General features: G+C 71.3%; 15 protein-coding genes and 1 pseudogene. 7 read left to right on the top strand and 9 right to left on the bottom strand.

Annotated elements, in window-relative coordinates; genetic code table 11:
• The first annotated feature begins 187 nt into the window (after positions 1 to 187).
• Positions 188 to 967 (top strand): ESX secretion-associated protein EspG, encoded by a 780-nt coding sequence (locus tag L6E10_RS07170; RefSeq protein ID WP_236218004.1) that lies wholly within the window; start codon positions 188 to 190, stop codon positions 965 to 967.
• A gap of 52 nt (positions 968 to 1,019) precedes the next feature.
• Here L6E10_RS07170 and L6E10_RS07165 read toward each other — a convergent pair whose 3' ends face one another.
• The 7 genes and pseudogenes from L6E10_RS07165 to L6E10_RS07135 form a co-directional block, all read right to left on the bottom strand.
• Positions 1,020 to 2,180, bottom strand: coding sequence for a lactate 2-monooxygenase (locus tag L6E10_RS07165; protein ID WP_236218002.1), 1,161 nt, complete (start codon positions 2,178 to 2,180; stop codon positions 1,020 to 1,022).
• A 34-nt stretch (positions 2,181 to 2,214) separates the two neighbouring features.
• Entirely contained in the window at positions 2,215 to 4,368 is a 2,154-nt protein-coding gene (secD, locus tag L6E10_RS07160) for a protein translocase subunit SecD (protein WP_236218000.1), read from the bottom strand.
• Positions 4,369 to 4,411: 43 nt separating this feature from the next.
• Positions 4,412 to 4,735: a hypothetical protein gene (locus L6E10_RS07155; protein WP_236217998.1), complete on the bottom strand. Its 324-nt coding sequence runs from the start codon at positions 4,733 to 4,735 to the stop codon at positions 4,412 to 4,414.
• Entirely contained in the window at positions 4,735 to 5,685 is a 951-nt protein-coding gene (locus tag L6E10_RS07150; protein WP_236217996.1) for a tetratricopeptide repeat protein, read from the bottom strand. The genes L6E10_RS07155 and L6E10_RS07150 overlap by 1 nt, the downstream gene beginning before the upstream one ends.
• A 45-nt stretch (positions 5,686 to 5,730) precedes the next feature.
• A pseudogene (rox, locus tag L6E10_RS07145) lies at positions 5,731 to 7,156 on the bottom strand (rifampin monooxygenase).
• 160 nt (positions 7,157 to 7,316) lie between these two features.
• Positions 7,317 to 7,703 (bottom strand): NUDIX domain-containing protein, encoded by a 387-nt coding sequence (locus L6E10_RS07140; RefSeq protein ID WP_236217994.1) that lies wholly within the window; start codon positions 7,701 to 7,703, stop codon positions 7,317 to 7,319.
• Positions 7,704 to 7,713: 10 nt separating this feature from the next.
• Positions 7,714 to 8,295 carry an FMN-dependent NADH-azoreductase gene (locus L6E10_RS07135; RefSeq protein ID WP_236217992.1) on the bottom strand — a complete coding sequence of 194 codons (582 nt, stop codon included), beginning with the start codon at positions 8,293 to 8,295 and terminating at the stop codon, positions 7,714 to 7,716.
• An 82-nt stretch (positions 8,296 to 8,377) separates the two neighbouring features.
• On the opposite strand from L6E10_RS07135, the gene L6E10_RS07130 reads away from it, so the two are divergent.
• On the top strand, positions 8,378 to 8,851 hold the full coding sequence (locus L6E10_RS07130; RefSeq protein ID WP_236217990.1) for a MarR family winged helix-turn-helix transcriptional regulator: 474 nt from the start codon (positions 8,378 to 8,380) through the stop codon (positions 8,849 to 8,851).
• Positions 8,852 to 8,893: 42 nt separating this feature from the next.
• Here the strand turns inward: L6E10_RS07130 and L6E10_RS07125 are convergent, their stop codons facing one another.
• Positions 8,894 to 9,103, bottom strand: coding sequence for a hypothetical protein (locus tag L6E10_RS07125; protein ID WP_236217988.1), 210 nt, complete (start codon positions 9,101 to 9,103; stop codon positions 8,894 to 8,896).
• Positions 9,104 to 9,123: 20 nt separating this feature from the next.
• Here L6E10_RS07125 and L6E10_RS07120 point away from each other — a divergent pair, with 20 nt between their 5' ends.
• A complete protein-coding gene (locus L6E10_RS07120) occupies positions 9,124 to 9,417 on the top strand; it encodes a putative quinol monooxygenase (RefSeq protein ID WP_236217987.1) in 294 nt (97 codons plus the stop codon).
• Positions 9,418 to 9,429: 12 nt separating this feature from the next.
• On the top strand, positions 9,430 to 10,332 hold the full coding sequence (locus L6E10_RS07115) for an AraC family transcriptional regulator (protein WP_236217985.1): 903 nt from the start codon (positions 9,430 to 9,432) through the stop codon (positions 10,330 to 10,332).
• A gap of 153 nt (positions 10,333 to 10,485) precedes the next feature.
• Here the strand turns inward: L6E10_RS07115 and L6E10_RS07110 are convergent, their stop codons facing one another.
• A complete protein-coding gene (locus tag L6E10_RS07110) occupies positions 10,486 to 11,673 on the bottom strand; it encodes an NAD(P)/FAD-dependent oxidoreductase (RefSeq protein ID WP_236217983.1) in 1,188 nt (395 codons plus the stop codon).
• Between the two features lie 177 nt (positions 11,674 to 11,850).
• On the opposite strand from L6E10_RS07110, the gene L6E10_RS07105 reads away from it, so the two are divergent.
• Genes L6E10_RS07105 through L6E10_RS07095 form a run of 3 tightly spaced genes read left to right on the top strand, consistent with a single transcriptional unit; the run spans position 11,851 to position 14,947 of the window.
• Positions 11,851 to 12,051 (top strand): hypothetical protein, encoded by a 201-nt coding sequence (locus L6E10_RS07105; RefSeq protein ID WP_236217981.1) that lies wholly within the window; start codon positions 11,851 to 11,853, stop codon positions 12,049 to 12,051.
• 53 nt (positions 12,052 to 12,104) lie between these two features.
• Complete coding sequence (locus L6E10_RS07100) at positions 12,105 to 13,607, top strand: AMP-binding protein (RefSeq protein WP_236217979.1); 1,503 nt, start codon at positions 12,105 to 12,107, stop codon at positions 13,605 to 13,607.
• A 29-nt stretch (positions 13,608 to 13,636) separates the two neighbouring features.
• Positions 13,637 to 14,947 (top strand): helix-turn-helix transcriptional regulator, encoded by a 1,311-nt coding sequence (locus tag L6E10_RS07095; protein WP_236217977.1) that lies wholly within the window; start codon positions 13,637 to 13,639, stop codon positions 14,945 to 14,947.
• The last annotated feature ends 83 nt before the right edge of the window (positions 14,948 to 15,030 follow it).

Genomic DNA, 15,030 nt, shown 5'->3' with positions numbered 1-15,030 from the left:
GGCGGGCGCGGCCGGTCGCGGTGGCGCGGCGGGCATGGGCGCGGGCGGCATGGGCGCCGGTGCCGGTCGTGGGCAGGGCGAGGAGGACAAGGAGCACAAGTCCGCGTCCTACCTGCAGGAGACCGAGGACATCTTCGGCGACGGAACGCTGGTCGCTCCGCCGGTCATCGGCGGATAGGGGGACGACGTGCTTCGCAGCAGGGTCGCCATCCCTGTCACGGCGCTCTACCAGGCGTGGCACGCCGCGGGCCTGCCGACGATGCACCGTGCGCTGCTCGCCCAGGTCGACTTCGACGAGGAACTCCTCGCGTCGGGCGACGTGAGCGAGCTCGAACGGCTGCAGCGGTCGGCGTGGGCCCAGCTCGAGCAGTACGGGCTCGCGCGCGGCAACCAGATCCACCCGGACCTGGCGAACGCGCTGCGGCTCGTGGTCGAGGCCGGCGTGGAGTACTGGGCGTTCTTCAGCCTGAAGGACGGCCCGCAGCAGAGCGTGCTCGTCGTGACGAACGGCCAGGACGCCCTGCGGATCGTGCTCACGCCGGACCAGCAGTTCGTGCTCGAGCCGATCCGCCCCGAGGAGGCCCCGCAGGCCCTGGTCGGCGCGCTGCCGCCCACGCCAGCGGGCCGGGGCAACCCGATCACGGTGCCCGAGGACGCGTTGCAGCAGAAGCGGCAGCCGTCCTACGAGGACACCGGCTCGTTCCTGCAGCAGAGTCGTCCGACCAGCACGCCGAACGACCAGCTGGTCGCGCAGCTGAAGGAGATCATGGGCCAGCCGCGCACCGCGGGCGGTCAGCTCTTCTCGGCCAAGCGCGACCACCTCGGCCGCAAGCAGCGCTGCGCCCATCCGCTGACGTTCATCGACACGCCGAGCGGGCGGTACCTGGCGGCCAAGAGCGACGGCTGGTTGCGGGTGCAGCCGGCCGACTTCGGCACGCTGGCGCACATGACGGCGACCATGCCGTAGGAGGCGCCTGTTCGACGGCCGGGTCGCTGCCGCGGCCCGGCCGTCGCCGTTCTCAGGCGAACCGCACCGCGTCCGGCCCCAGCTCGGCCGGACTCCGGTGACCGGAGAGCCCGAGCGTCAGGTCGAAGTCCGCGAGCAGGCTCCGCAGCACGTGCTTCACGCCGACCTGGCCGCCGTGCGCGAGCCCGTAGGCGAAGGGCCGCCCGACCATCACGGCCTTCGCCCCGAGCGCGAGCGCCTTCACGACGTCCGCGCCGGTGCGGATCCCGGAGTCGAAGAGCACGTCGACCTGCTCCCCCACCGCCTCGACGATCGCCGGCAACGCGTCCAGCGACCCGACCGCCCCGTCGACCTGGCGCCCGCCGTGGTTCGACACGACGACACCGTCCATTCCGGACTCGACGGCCCGGCGCGCGTCGTCCGGGTGCTGGATTCCCTTGAGGACGATCGGGCCGTCCCAGTGCTCGCGCAGGAACGACAGCTGGTCCCACGACTTGTCGGTGCCGGTGAACATGCCCACCCACCGCAGGATCGCCATCGGCAGGTCCTCCTCCGGCGACTTCTGCAGCCCGGCGCGGAAAGCCGGGTCGCTGAACGGGATCGCCGTGCCCACCCCGCGCAGGAACGGCAGGTAGGCCTGGTCGAGGTCGTGCGGCCGCCACGCGAGCGTCCACGTGTCGAGCGTGACGACGAGCGCCGTGTACCCGGCCTTCTTCGCCCGCTCCAGCAGCGACGCGCACACCTCGGGGTCGTTCGGCCAGTACAGCTGGTACCAGCGCGGCCCGTCACCCGACGCCTCGGCGACCTCCTCGATGGTGTGCGACGACGCCGTGGACAGCACCATCGGCACCCCGAGCTCCGCCGCGGCCCGGGCGGTCGCCAGTTCGCCGTCCGGGTGCAGGATCGACTGCACGCCAACGGGTGCGAGCATCACCGGCGCCGGCATCTCGGCGCCGAGGACGCTCACGCCGAGGTGCCGCTCGGTCGCGTTCGTGAGCATCCGCGGCACGATCCGCACGCGCTCGAACGCGTCGCGGTTCGCCCGCACGGTGGCACCCGACCCGGCGCCTCCCGCCACGTACCAGAACGGCCCCGGCCCGAGCCTCTCGCGCGCGGACTGCTCCAGCGCGTCCGGGTCGGTGGTGAACGGCGGCACGGCGCCGCCGAGCCCCTGCAGGTAGATCTCGTTCTGGTACGCGGCGAAGGAGGTCATGCCGCCTACTCTGCTACGAAGCGAGCCGCGCTTGCTAGGCCCGCGCCGCCACCGCGTTCTTCCCCGAAACCGCTCGGCGTGGCCAGCGCGACTCCAGCCAGATGGCGACCGGTGCCGCGGTGACCACTGTGGACGCCGTGCCCGCCAGCAGACCGATCAGCAACGCCGTCGCGAAGTCGGCCAGCGAGCCGTCTCCCAGCACGAGCAGGGCGGCGAGCACGAACAGCACGCCGATACCGGTGTTCACGGTGCGGGGCACGGTCTGCACCACCGCGTCGGACACCACGTCCGGGTACGGGCTCTTCAGCCGGGACCCGCGCAGCTCGCGCAGGCGGTCGAAGACGACCACGGAGTCGTTGACGGAGTAGCCGATCACAGTCAGCAGGGCCGCGAGGAACACGCCGTCGGCGGTCTTGCCCATCCACGCGAACAGGCCCACCAGCACCAGGACGTCGCTGATCAGCGCGGCGACCGTGGCGAGACCGAGGCGCCAGTCGAAGCGGACGGCCAGGTAGCCGAGCTGGGCCGCGACGGCGATGGCGAGGCCGATGACGGCGTTGCGGCGCAGCTCGGAGGAGAGTGACGGGCCGATCAGCTCGTTGCTCGACTGGCGGGCGCCGCCGTCGACCGCGGACGACACGACCTGGCCGATGCGGGTGGACGTCGCGTCGTCGATCGGGCCGGTGCGCAGCGAGACCTCGTTGCCCGAGGACGAGACGACCACGTCGCCGAAGCCCGCGCCGGCCAGGGCGCCGCGCACGCGACCGGCGTCCACGGCGCCGCCCGCGGTGAAGTCGAGCATGCGGCCGCCGGTGAACTCGACGCCCAGGTCGAGGCCTCGCACGAGCAGGCCGGCGAACGCCACGAGCACCAGGGCGCCGGCGCTGAGCAGCCACCGGGACGGGCGGCGGTACAGCACGGCGGACAGGCGCTGACGGACCCAGCCGAGCGTGTGCAGGCCGCTCAGGCGGGGGCGCCGGGCGACGAACCGGGTGCCGAGCACCCACACCACGAGCACGCGTGAGAGCACCAGGGCGCTGAACATCGACGCCAGCACACCGATGGTCAGCGTGACGCCGAAGCCCCGGACCGGGCCCGTGGCCAGCCAGAACAGCAGACCCGCCGCCAGCAGCGTGGTCACGTTCGAGTCGGCGATGGCGCTCAGCGCGCCGCTGAAGCCCTTCTCCGACGCGCGCCGGAGGTTGGGTTTGCGCGAGTACTCCTCGCGCGCCCGTTCGAAGATCAGGACGTTCGCGTCGACCGCCATGCCGATCGCCAGCACGAAGCCGGCCAGGCCCGGCAGGGTCAGGGTCGCCCCCACCGCCAGCAGTCCGGCGTAGGCCACGCCCGCGTAGCCGACCAGCGCGACGACGGCCAGGAAGCCCGCGAGGCGGTAGGCGAACATCAGGAACAGCGAGGTCAAGGCGATGCCGATGATCGCGGCCTGGGCGCTGGCCTCGATGGCCTCGGCGCCGAGGGTGGCACCGACGGTGCGCTGCTCGATCACCTCGACGGGCACGGGCAGCGCGCCGGAACGGATGACCAGCGCCAGCTCCTTCGCCTCGGGCTGGGAGAACCGGCCGGTGATCGTCGTGGCGCCGCCCGCCTGACCGCCGCCGCACGGGGTGTCGAGGCTGACCTCGGGCGACGAGATCGGCTTGCCGTCGAGCACGAACGCGATCTGGCGGCCGGGGGTGCCGGACGGCTCGCAGGCCGCCTCGCCGGTGACCTTCTGCCACTTGCCGGGGGCGTCGCCCTGGAACTGGATGTTGACGACGAAGCCCGCGCCCTGCGGGTTGCGCACGGACTGGGCGTCCGAGATGCCCTCGCCGGTCATCACGGTCTCGCCGCCACGCTGCACGGTGAGCTGGGCGGTGCGGCCGAGGACCTTCACGGCCTCCTCGGGGTCTTGGACGCCGGGGAGCTCCACGACGATGCGGTTCTCGCCGGAGCGGGCGATCACCGGTTCGGCGACGCCGAGCGCGTCGACGCGGCGGCGCAGGACCTCGAGGGAGCGGTCGGCGGCGTCGGAGTCGCCCTTGGCCTCGAGGACGATCTGGGTGCCGCCGCGCAGGTCGAGGCCCAGGCGGGGATCGGTGGTGAGCAGCAGGAAAGCGGAGGCGACGAGGATCCCGAGCGCTAGGAGACCGCGCACGAGAAGACCCCGCCGCGCGTTGTCGCGCGACATGGGTGGGTGGACCTTCCGGAAGAAGTTGCTGGGAAACGAGCTCTCAGCGACCGGAAGGCGGGGAACGGTCCCGCTGCGGGGTCCAGCGGATGCCCTCGGGCGTGCGGTGCACGCGGCGGGCGAAGGAGACGACGAACCGCATCGGCAGCGCGGGCCTGGCGACCGGCGGCACGTCCATCGGCAGCTGGGCCTGCGGCACCTGGGCGGCCTGGACGTTGTGCGGCTTGGGCGTCGTGACGGGGAGGTTCGCGAACTCGTGACCGTGCCGGACGACGGATCCGGTGGCGGTGGGCTCGGCGGGCGCGGCGACGACGAACAGCTGTCCGAGGAACAGCATGAACGCGAGCGCGACCGCGTTGCGACGCATCACCGCTTCCTGCCTCCACCGACGTAGACGAGCGCTCCCGCCACGACAGCGCACGACCAGGAAAGCACAAGTGGCTGCATCGTGGTGGCGCCGAACAGCAACGCGACGGTCCACGCGGTCAGGACCAGCGCCGAGACACCGAGCAGCGACACCGTCACGGCGAGCTTGCGCAGGCTGAACAGCAGCGAGAACGGGCGCAGCCGCAACGCCACGACGAGGCAGCACAGGACGATCGCGCCGGTGAAGAACCCGAGGTAGGGCGTGGGCCGGGGCATGCCGGCGATCAGCGCGAGCACACCGCCGCCGATCAGCAGCAACGACAGCGTGCGCAGCGCACGCCACACCTGCAACTTGTTCAACCGCACCGGCGCGGGCCTGGCGCCGCGGCGCCGCTGCACGGTCGCGAGGTTGGCCTTCGAGTCGGCGTCGGACGGGTCGAGCTTGATCGCCGTCCGGTACGCGTGCTCGGCGGTGCCCCAGTCGCGCATCCGCAGGGCCGCGTCGCCGAGCACCTGGAACGCCCGCGGTTCGGTCGAGGCGAGCTGCGAGGCGTGCAGTGCCGAGTCGAACGCCTCGACGGCGCCGTCCGGGACGTCCGCGAGCACCTCGGCGAGCACGACGTAGCAGCGCCAGTCGCCGGGCTTGCGCCGCACGGACTCCCGCGCCGCGACCGCCGCCTCCTGGTGACGGCCGAGGTCGCTCAGGGCCAGCGCCGCGAGGCGTTGCGGCCAGGCGGGCTCGCCGTCGAGGACCATCGCGCGCTTGGCCGAGTCGAGGGCCTGGTCCGCCTCGCCGAGGTCGAGGTGGGCCGCCGCGAGCCGGCACCACGCCTCGGCGTGCCGTGGGTTCGCCGCCACGAGGGGCCGCAACAGGTCGATCGCCTGCCGCGGCTTCCCCGAGGCGGTGAGCTCCGCGGCACGCAGGAGCACCGCTGTCATCGGCTCGGACACGCCGCACAGTGTGGCAAAGCGTCGCGGGCCCTCGAACGGGTGACCTCAGCAGGCCGTCCCGAACCAGCGGGTCAGCTCGGCCTCGAGCCCCTCCTGGTCCTCGCCCGCCCACGCCACGTGGCCGTCCGGCCGCAGCAGCACCGCGGGCACGTCCAGGTCCTCGCTGACCTCGACGAGGTGGTCGACGCGGTCCGCCCAGCCCCCGGCCGAGAGCGAGCCGGACTGGTCGAGCAGGATCCCGCGCCCGGCGCGCATCCGCCCGTAGAGCCCGCCGCGCTCGAGCGCCAGGTCGTCGATCCGCCTCCCGACCAGGTCGTTCTCCGATCCGAAGTCGTACCGGATCGAGACGGCGATGATCTTCTCGACCAGGTACCGGTTGACCTCCTCGAACCGCACGAGCTCGGTCAGCAGCCGCCGGACCGCCTGCGGACCCGGCTCGACCTTCATCAGCTCGACCTGCGCGCGCGTGTTGTCCAGCACCTCCTCGGCCACCGGGTGCCGCTCGGCCTCGTAGGTGTCGAGCAGCCCGGGCGGTGCCCAGCCGCGCACGGCCGCCGCGAGCTTCCAGCCGAGGTTGAACGCGTCCTGCACGCCCAGGTTGAGGCCCTGGCCCCCGGTCGGCGGGTGGACGTGCGCGGCGTCGCCCGCGAGGAACACCCGGCCGGACCGGTAGCGCTCGGCCTGCCGGGTGGCGTCGCCGAAGCGGGACAGCCACCGCGGAGTGCACGCCGAAGTCGGTGCCCGCCACGCGCCGCAGCTGCTCCTTGAAGTCGCCGAGCGTCGGCATGGCCGAGCGGTCGGGGTTCACCCCGTCCGCCGGCACGACCACGCGGTACGTCGCGGAGCCGCCGATCGGGCCGATGCCGAACCGCTTCTGCGTCCTGCGGACCTCGAGCACCAAGGGCATCGCCTCCTCCCACGGGACACCGATCTCCATCTCGCCCAACAGCGTCTCCACGCGCGTGGGTTCGCCCGGGAAGCCGATGCCGGCCAGCTTGCGCACGGTGCTGCGGCCGCCGTCGCAGCCGACGAGGTAGCGCGCCCGCAGCGACGTGCCGTCCGCGAGCCCGGCCGTCACGCCGTCGTCGTCCTGGCTGAACGCGGTCAGCGTGCTGCCGCGCCGGATCTCGGCACCGGTCCGGACGGCGTGCTCGGTGAGCAGGCGTTCGACGTGCGGCTGCGGCAGGCCGAGCACGACCGGGTACTTCGTGCCCAGCCGCCGCGGCGCGGGCCGCTCGATCCCGGCGAAGAACCCGGCCAGCGGGTGCGTCCGCCCGGCGTCGAGGAACCGCTCGGCGATGCCGCGTTGGTCGAGCACCTCGATGCTGCGCGCGTGCAGTCCGAGAGCCCGGACGACCTTCGTCGGTTCCCGCTCCCTTTCCAGCACGACCACGCTCACGCCGTGCAGACGAAGCTCCCCGGCCAGCACCATGCCGGTCGGCCCGCCGCCGGCGATGACGACGTCGATCATGGAGTCCCCGTTTCCCCTGGTGGTGGCGTTGGCCGGGGAATCATGGGGGACGCACGGGGTCTTGCCGCAAGACCAGGGGTGCGCTATACGTTGGAGTGGGGACGGGGAGCGGTGCTCGCCGTCCCGCGTCGTTCTCCGGGACGGCCGCGGTCCGCGAACGTCAGGACAGTTCCCCGATGTCCCGCAGGTGGTCGAACACGACCCGCGTGACCGGTGAGACCCGGCCGGAGTCGGCGGTGGTGAACCACGCCAGCTCGGCGATCTCGCTCGCCGGCGCCAGCTCCCCGGTGAAGGACGCCGAGTAGCAGGTCATCCGCACGGTCTCCCCCTCGGCACGACCGTGCGCCTGAGCCTCGAACACCCCGAGCGGTGCGGCGTCGGAGACGTCGACCGACAGCTCCTCGCGGATCTCGCGCACGAGCGCCTCGACGTCGGACTCCCCCGGCTCGCGCTTGCCGCCGGGCACGTAGAACGTGTCCTTGCCGTGCGAGCGGGCGACCAGCACGCGCCCGTCCATGACGTGGACCCAGGCCACCTTGTCGATCACGCGACCGACACTAGGCCGTGGCGAGCTCCTTGACCACGCGGTGCGCGTCGGCCAGCGACTCGACGGCCAGCTCCCGGAACTGGTGCATCTGCGGCACGACGTCCGCCAGGGTCAGCTCGGCGTGCACGAACTCCAGGTTGTGGTCCAGGCCGACCATCGACAGCACCGCGCGCAGGTACGGCTCCTGGAAGTCGAACCCCTCCCGTGGCGTGCCCGGCTTGTACGAGCCACCGCGTGCCGTCACGACGACGACGCGCTTGCCGCCCCAGGCGAAGGTGCCGTCCTCCCGGGCGAAGTGCTCGGAGGTCGCGACCTGGTCGATCCAGGCCTTCAGGGTCGACGGGATCGAGAAGTTGTACATGGGCGCGCCGATGAGGATCACGTCGGCGGCGTCGACCTCGGCGATCAGGTCGGCGGCGATGCCCTGGTCGGTGCCGTCCTTGTGCGGGACCGGCGACGCGTGCAGGTCCCGGTAGGCGTACCCGCCGCCGGGGTTCGCGGCGCGCCAGTTCTCGGCGAACGCGCTCGAGACCTCGCGGGTCACGGACCCCTCGTACCGGATGCTCGTGTCGATGTGCAGCAGATTGGTCATGCCCAGAACATACGAGTAGAGAACTTCTGAGTCAAGACGTTCTGAGCTGAGAACATCTCTTCCGGGATGTAGGATGGAACACATGGAGGAGCAGCCCGAACTCGTCGAAGCCTGCTTGGAGAAGTGGGACTTCAACTGGTTGCTGCACCGCGCCACCCAGCGCGTCGGGGCCGCGTACGCCGAGGAGATCGCGAAGTTCGGGGTGTCGTTGCGCGGTCAGCTGGTGCTGCAGGCGCTCGCCAGCGAAGAGGTCCAGCGCACGCAGCTCAAGCTCGGCGCGATGCTCGGCCTCGACAAGACCACGCTGACGAGCGAGCTCGACAAGCTGGAGCGAGCGGGCCTCGTGATGCGCGTGCCCGACCCGAACGACCGGCGAGTGCGCACACCGGTGATCACCGACCGGGGCCGGGAGCTGCAGAAGGAGGCGGGCGACGCGCTCGCCGAGGTCGAGCGCGCCTTCCGCTCCCGCTTCACGCACGAGGAGATGGCGATCATCCGCAGGGCCCTGCAGGACCTCTCGCGCGGCGAGGGCCCGATGCACGGCTCCTGCATCTGAGGCTCAGGGGCCAGGGCGCTTCCCGCGGATCTTGTAGCTGCGTCATCCGATCGCCTGCGCCGGCGGCGCGGTGCTCACCTGGCCGGCGGCGACAGGATTGCCGGTGTGCCCGGCCACCCGAGGCGCGTACCGCCCGGTCACCCCGTACGCATTGACAACAACGGCGGCCAGAATGACGATCGCGGTCCGCATCGGAGCCTGTAGCTTCGGCTGAGCGACCTGCGACAGGTAGTTCCAGGCCGAACCGGCCACTCCCCAGAAGAAGGCTCCTCATGGCACACACCGCTCTGCTGAAAGTCACGGCCAAGCCCGGCCGCGCATCAGACGTCATCGATTTCTACCGGGTCACACTGGCTGCCACGCGCTCCCGTCCGGGACTCATCGGCCTGCGCGTGGTGCGCGAGGCGGAAAATCCCGACAACTTCATGCTGATCGAGCAGTGGGATTCCCAAGAGGATCAGGCCGCTTACGCCGCCTGGCGCGCCACCACACCGGAAATCAGCGAGGCCTTCAGCGAGATGATCGACTCGTTCTCGCTGGAGTGGTGGGACGAGATCAACGCCTGACACCGGAGAATCATGACCGGCGAAGACATTTTTTCCGGCGTGATGAGCACATTACGCCTCAGCTGCACCCTCGCCGGCCATCGATCCGGTTCGGGCGATTGGCTGATCCGATCGCCACCACCCGGCAGGGTCAAGGTCCTGGCGGTGACACGAGGGCGGATCAAGTTCCGCCTCGGCAACGAGTCGGAGCGGCTCGAAGTAGCAGCCGGTGAAGCACTTGTCCTGGATGGCCGGTCTCCGTTCGTGTTCGGCACGAAGCTCGACATGGCCCCCACCCAGGCCGTCCTCGGCGAGCAGGACATCTCGCCCTCGCCTGACGATGAGACCGTGTGCGTCACCGCGCACATCGATCTGCGAGGCGGGGGTGATCTGTTCCTGCAGCAGGCCGTGCCGGCTGTCACCCATGTTTCCGCTGAATCGAACGCCGGTCCGGCAATGGGATGGCTCCTGCGGCAGCTGGACGTCGAGATGAAGCACCGGCTGCCCGCATCCCACCGCGCCTCCGAACACATTCTGGAGATCCTCTTCATACACGTCATGCGCGAATGGCTGTCGGCTGGCTTGACACTTCCCGCCGGTTGGATCCACCTCTTTGCGGATCCGATGCTCGCCCCTGCCGTGAGACTGATCCACCACGAGCGGAAGTTCGCCCTGTCGGTCGGGGATTTGGCGCGCGCGTGCGGGCTTTCACGGACGGTCTTCATCGAGAAGTTCCGCGAAAGCGCGGGGATTCCCCCGGCCTCGTACGTGCTGCAGTGGAAGATGCGGCTGGCGCTCAACCTCTTGGAGACCACGGAGATGTCGGTCGATCAGATTGCGCGACATCTTGAATATTCTTCGTCGAGCGCGTTCAACGTCGCGTTCAAGCGCTCGACGGGGAGATCGCCCGGAAGTCTCAGGAAGGCAGGACGGTGAAGCGGGAAAGGATCGGCTGCGACGAGGTTGTGCGACCCTGGCGGCCGCAGGAGTGACACCAGTCGTTGAGTTCTACGACACGACAGTCCGGCACCGCGGTAGCGATCGTCGTCTTGCCGGCGCCGCGGCTTGTCGGGAGGGGGTGTTCGGCAGCTAGGCGAGCGATCCCAGGTCCGCCTCGCGCAGCTGCTCCGGCGTGACCGCCGCCTGCGCGTCCACCAGCGCCTTGAGCGCGGTGCCGTGGTCCCACACGTTGACGTTCATCGCCGCCCGCAGCCGCCCGTCGCGCAGCCAGAACGCGACGAACTCCCGCGAGGCCACGTCCCCGCGCACGACCAGCTCGTCGTCCTGACCGGCGAGGCCGCGGTACTCCATGCCGAGGTCGTACTGGTCGCTGAAGAAGTACGGCGACTCGAGGTACGGCTCGTCCAGGCCGAGCAGCGAGCCCGCCACGTGCGTGCCCTGGTCCTTCGCGTTCGCCCAGTGTTCGACGCGGACGCGCCGGCCGAGGCGCGGGTGGTCCTGCGCCGCGACGTCACCGGCGGCGAACACGTCCGGCGCGGAGGTGCGCAGCGCGGCGTCGACCGCGACACCGCCCCCGGCGAGCTCCAGGCCGGCGGCCTCGGCCAGTTCGAGGCGCGGTGACGCCCCGACTGCCAGCACGGTCACGTCCGGCATCAGCTCCGTGCCGTCGTCCAGCCGCACTCCGGACGGCGAGAAGCCCTCGACACCCGTGCCCAGCCTGAACTCCACGCCGTGGTCGGCGTGCAGGCCGCGGAACACCGCCCCCATCTCGGGACCCAGCACGCGCACGAGCGGCTCGGCCAGCGGGTCGGCCACGGTGACGCGGCAGCCGTGAGCGCGGGCAGCCGCCGCGACCTCGCAGCCGATCCAGCCGGCACCGATGATCGCGACGTGCCTGCCCTCGCGCAGCGCGGACTTCAACGCCACCGCGTCGTCCAGCGTTCGCAGCACATGTCCTTGTGCCCCAGGCAGAACACGCGGGCGCGATCCGGTCGCGAGCAGGAGGCGGTCGTAGGAGCGCACGGCCCCCTCGGAGTCCACGACCGTGTGATCACCCGGCCGGAGCTCCAGCACGGACACGCCGAGCCGCAGGTCGATCTCGTTGTCGGAGTAGAAACCCGGCTCGTGCACCCACGCCGGTTCGTTGGCCTTCCCCAGCAAAAGGTCCTTCGACAGCGCGGGAAGCTCGTACGGACGGCGGTGTTCGGTGCCGAACATCAGGATCTCGCCGCCGTAACCGCGGTCTCGGAGCGCGCCCGCGGCGGAGGCGCCGGCGAGGCCGGTTCCCACGATCACGATGCGTTGTGGTTCCGCCATCTTCACCCCTTCAGGTGACCGACTCTTGTCCCACGTGCGACGCTAACGGCAGCTCGGCGCGGTCGCCCGGCGGAGGAACGGGAAACCTCCGTCATGATCGCCGGTCGCGCACGTCTCACCTGTGCGAGCGCCGGCACCGCCGCGCCGGTGCGCCGAACGAGCTGGAGGAAGAACCCCGTGGGAGCAAAAGAGGAGTGGCAGGTGAGCTGCCGCGACATCGCTTCGCGCCGACGGGACATGACGGTGTTCGTCAGCCAGGGACACGTGGTGGTCACCGTGCCGCCGGGGGAGGCCGCCGTGCTGACGCCCCTGGAGGTCGGCCGCCTGCGGGCGGCGCTGCGCGATGCCGTCGTGAGCGCGTCCAACACCGACATGTGACTGCCGTCACAGCATTACCTACTGATGAGTAGGTAGCTGGCACAGTGGGGTCCATGGTGACCCGTGTGCTGCTGACCCTGGTGAAAGCCGGAGTGATCCGGCCGTTGGGCCCGCGAGGGCTCACCGGCGCCCTGCTCGGCTACCTCCACTGGAACATCACGCTGGCGTGGGGCTACCAGACAGGTGCGGGACGGCACCCGGACCGCGCCGCGATCGTCGACGACGACGGCGTCCTCACCTACGCGCAGGTGCACGAGCGCACGAGCAGGCTCGCGCACGCCTTCCGCACCGGGGAACGCGTCGGCCTGCTGTGCCGCAACAACCGTGCCTTCGTCGAGACGATGACCGCGTGCACGAAGGTCGGCGCCGACGCCGTCCTGCTCAACACCGGCCTGAGCGCGGGCCAGCTCGACCGGGTCGCGCGGGACCAGGAGATCGACAGGATCGTCGCCGACCGCGAGTTCGCCGGCGTGCTGCCCGCGGGCGTCCCGGTGTTCTTCGCCGACGAGCTGGAGTCGCTGATCGCGAACGGGCCCACCACCCCGCTCCCCCGCAGGCCCCCGCGCGGCCGGTTGATCGTCCTCACCTCCGGCACCACCGGCACCCCGAAGGGCGCCCGCCGCCCGGAGCCCGCGAGCCTCGCCCCCGCCGCCGCCCTGCTGTCGCGCATCCCCCTCAGGCACGGCGACGTCATCTCGATCACCTCGCCGCTGTTCCACGCCTGGGGCCTCGCCGCGTTCCAGCTCGGCCTCGTGCTCGGCGCGACCCTGGTGCTGCGCCGCAGGTTCGACCCCGTGCAGGCGCTGCGGGACGCCGAGAAGTGCACCGCGATGTTCGTCGTCCCCGTGATGCTGCAACGCATGCTGGAAACCCCGCACCGGCCGCGGTTGCGGGTCATCGCCTCCAGCGGCTCCGCCCTCCCGCCGCGCGTCGCCGCCCGCACGCTCGAGGAGTTCGGCCCCGTCCTCTACAACCTCTACGGGTCGACGGAGGTGAGCTGGGCCAGCATCGCCACCCCCGAGGAGATGCTCGCCGAACCCGGCACGGCGGGGAAACCACCGCTCGGGACCCGGCTGGCCGTTGTGGACGACGACGGCAAGCCCGTGGCACCGGGTGAGACGGGGCGGATCTTCGTCGGCAACGAGATGCTGTTCGACGGCTACACCAACGGCACGAGCAAGGAGTCGCTGGACGGCCTGATGTCGACCGGCGACCTCGGCTACCTCAAGAACGGCCTGCTGTTCGTCGCCGGCCGCGACGACGAGATGATCGTCTCGGGCGGCGAGAACGTGTACCCGCACGACGTCGAAGACCTCCTCTCCACCCTGGACGGCGTCACCGAGGTCGCGGTGCTCGGCGTTCCCGACGAGGAGTGGGGCCAGCGCCTCGCCGCTTACGTGGTCGGCGCGAAAACCCTGACAGCCGAACGCGTGCGCGAGCACGTGAAGGCGAACCTGGCCCGGTACTCGGTTCCCCGCGACGTCTTCTTCGTCGACGAGCTGCCGCGCAACGCGGCCGGAAAGGTGGTGAAACGCCAGCTGCGCGACCACCACTAGGGTCGGGCCCCGGGTGAGGGGGCTCGACCATGACGATTCCGGGCAGGACGGCTGATCCGCGGTCCAACGCCGTGCACGACCTGCGCGAGGCGCGCATCGCCCTGGACGAGGGCAGGCCGGGCGAGGCGCTGGAGCTCGCGGAGAAGGCGGTGGCCGCGTTCGCGTGGCTGGACGACGCGGAGGGCGTCGCCGAGGGTGTGCTGGCGCAGTCGGTGGCCCTCGGCAAGCGCGGGTTGTGGCCGAGCGCGCTCGACACGATCGACAGGGTGCAGGAGATCGCGGCGGCCAACCGCCACATCGGGCTCCAGGCGCGGTGCAGCTTCTCCCGCGCCGTCGTGGAGCTGCGGCTCGACTCGCGGGAGCGCAGCTTCAACTCCTTCGCCCGCGCGCTCGGCCTCGCGGAGCTGACCGGCGACAGCGAGCTGATCGGCTCGGTGCTGTTCGAGCAGGCGCGGGTCATGCGCATGCAGTTCCACGAGCACTGCATGATCCGCACCGAGGACAACCGGTGCAGCCTCGACGGGGAACCGTGCGTGCGCAAGCTCCGGCGGGCGGAGGCGTTGTGCGCGCGGGTGCGCGACCGGTGGAAGCAGGTCGGCGACCCGGTGCGGATGGCGATGGTCAACGTCCTGCTGGCGCACGTGCGCATCGACCTGGGAGAGCTCGACCGCGCGCACCGCAGCTGGCAGCGCGCCGACCAGCTGCTCGCGGGCAGGGACCGCCCGGTGGCGCTGGCGGAGGCGCTGATGGTGCGGGCCCGGCTGAGCGGGGCCCGCGGACGGCACTCCGACGAGATCGCGCAGCTGGCCCAGGCCGCCGAGCTCGCGATGAGCTGCCTGGCGCGCGAGGTCGCGGTGCACGCGCACCAGCGGCTGAGCGAGGCCTACGAGCGGTCCGGCGAGTTCGAACGCGCGTTGCGGCACGCGCGGATGCAGCTGGAGCAGTACCGGCTGTGGGAGCTGCAGGAAGGCCGCGACCTGCTGCGGATGCGCGAGCACGACCTGTCGTCACGACTCGTGGATCAGTTGGCGCACAAGCGTTTCGGACCCCAGCGCGAGACCGGGGTGGTGCGCGTCCCACCCGCAGGCGAGCTGCACGAGGCGGGCACCGCCGAGCACACGAACACGCGGATCGCCCGCGCGTTGCGGGCCGGGCTCACCAAGCGCGGCATCGAGGTGCTGCGGCTCGTGGCGGCCGGGGCGAGCACGGCGGTGGTCGCGGAGTCGCTCGGCCTGTCCCCCAAGACCGTGCAGAACCACCTCCAGCGGATCTACACGACGCTCGACGTCAACGGCCGCGCCGGCGCCATCGTCTGGTGGATGAACCTGACCACGCCCTAGGTGTACTTGGTCATGAGGTTGGTGACTGAACGCGGCTGATGGGTGGGTGCCCGTCGAGTGCGTGGTGACCGCGTTCAGTGTTG

Origin of the sequence: Lentzea sp. CC55, from assembly GCF_021056325.1 — a bacterium.
GTDB classification, from domain to species: Bacteria; Actinomycetota; Actinomycetes; order Mycobacteriales; family Pseudonocardiaceae; genus Lentzea; species Lentzea jiangxiensis.
This window is presented reverse-complemented; position numbering and strand designations above follow the sequence as displayed.

Excerpts from the sequence above, each read along its gene's own strand:
- L6E10_RS07165 (WP_236218002.1), bottom strand. The coding sequence starts at position 2,180 with ATGACCTCCTTCGCCGCGTACCAGAACGAGATCTACCTGCAGGGGCTC.
- secD (WP_236218000.1), bottom strand. The coding sequence starts at position 4,368 with ATGTCGCGCGACAACGCGCGGCGGGGTCTTCTCGTGCGCGGTCTCCTA.
- L6E10_RS07155 (WP_236217998.1), bottom strand. The coding sequence starts at position 4,735 with ATGCGTCGCAACGCGGTCGCGCTCGCGTTCATGCTGTTCCTCGGACAG.
- L6E10_RS07135 (WP_236217992.1), bottom strand. The coding sequence starts at position 8,295 with ATGACCAATCTGCTGCACATCGACACGAGCATCCGGTACGAGGGGTCC.
- L6E10_RS07130 (WP_236217990.1), top strand. The coding sequence starts at position 8,378 with ATGGAGGAGCAGCCCGAACTCGTCGAAGCCTGCTTGGAGAAGTGGGAC.
- L6E10_RS07120 (WP_236217987.1), top strand. The coding sequence starts at position 9,124 with ATGGCACACACCGCTCTGCTGAAAGTCACGGCCAAGCCCGGCCGCGCA.
- L6E10_RS07115 (WP_236217985.1), top strand. The coding sequence starts at position 9,430 with ATGACCGGCGAAGACATTTTTTCCGGCGTGATGAGCACATTACGCCTC.
- L6E10_RS07110 (WP_236217983.1), bottom strand. The coding sequence starts at position 11,673 with ATGGCGGAACCACAACGCATCGTGATCGTGGGAACCGGCCTCGCCGGC.
- L6E10_RS07100 (WP_236217979.1), top strand. The coding sequence starts at position 12,105 with ATGGTGACCCGTGTGCTGCTGACCCTGGTGAAAGCCGGAGTGATCCGG.
- L6E10_RS07095 (WP_236217977.1), top strand. The coding sequence starts at position 13,637 with ATGACGATTCCGGGCAGGACGGCTGATCCGCGGTCCAACGCCGTGCAC.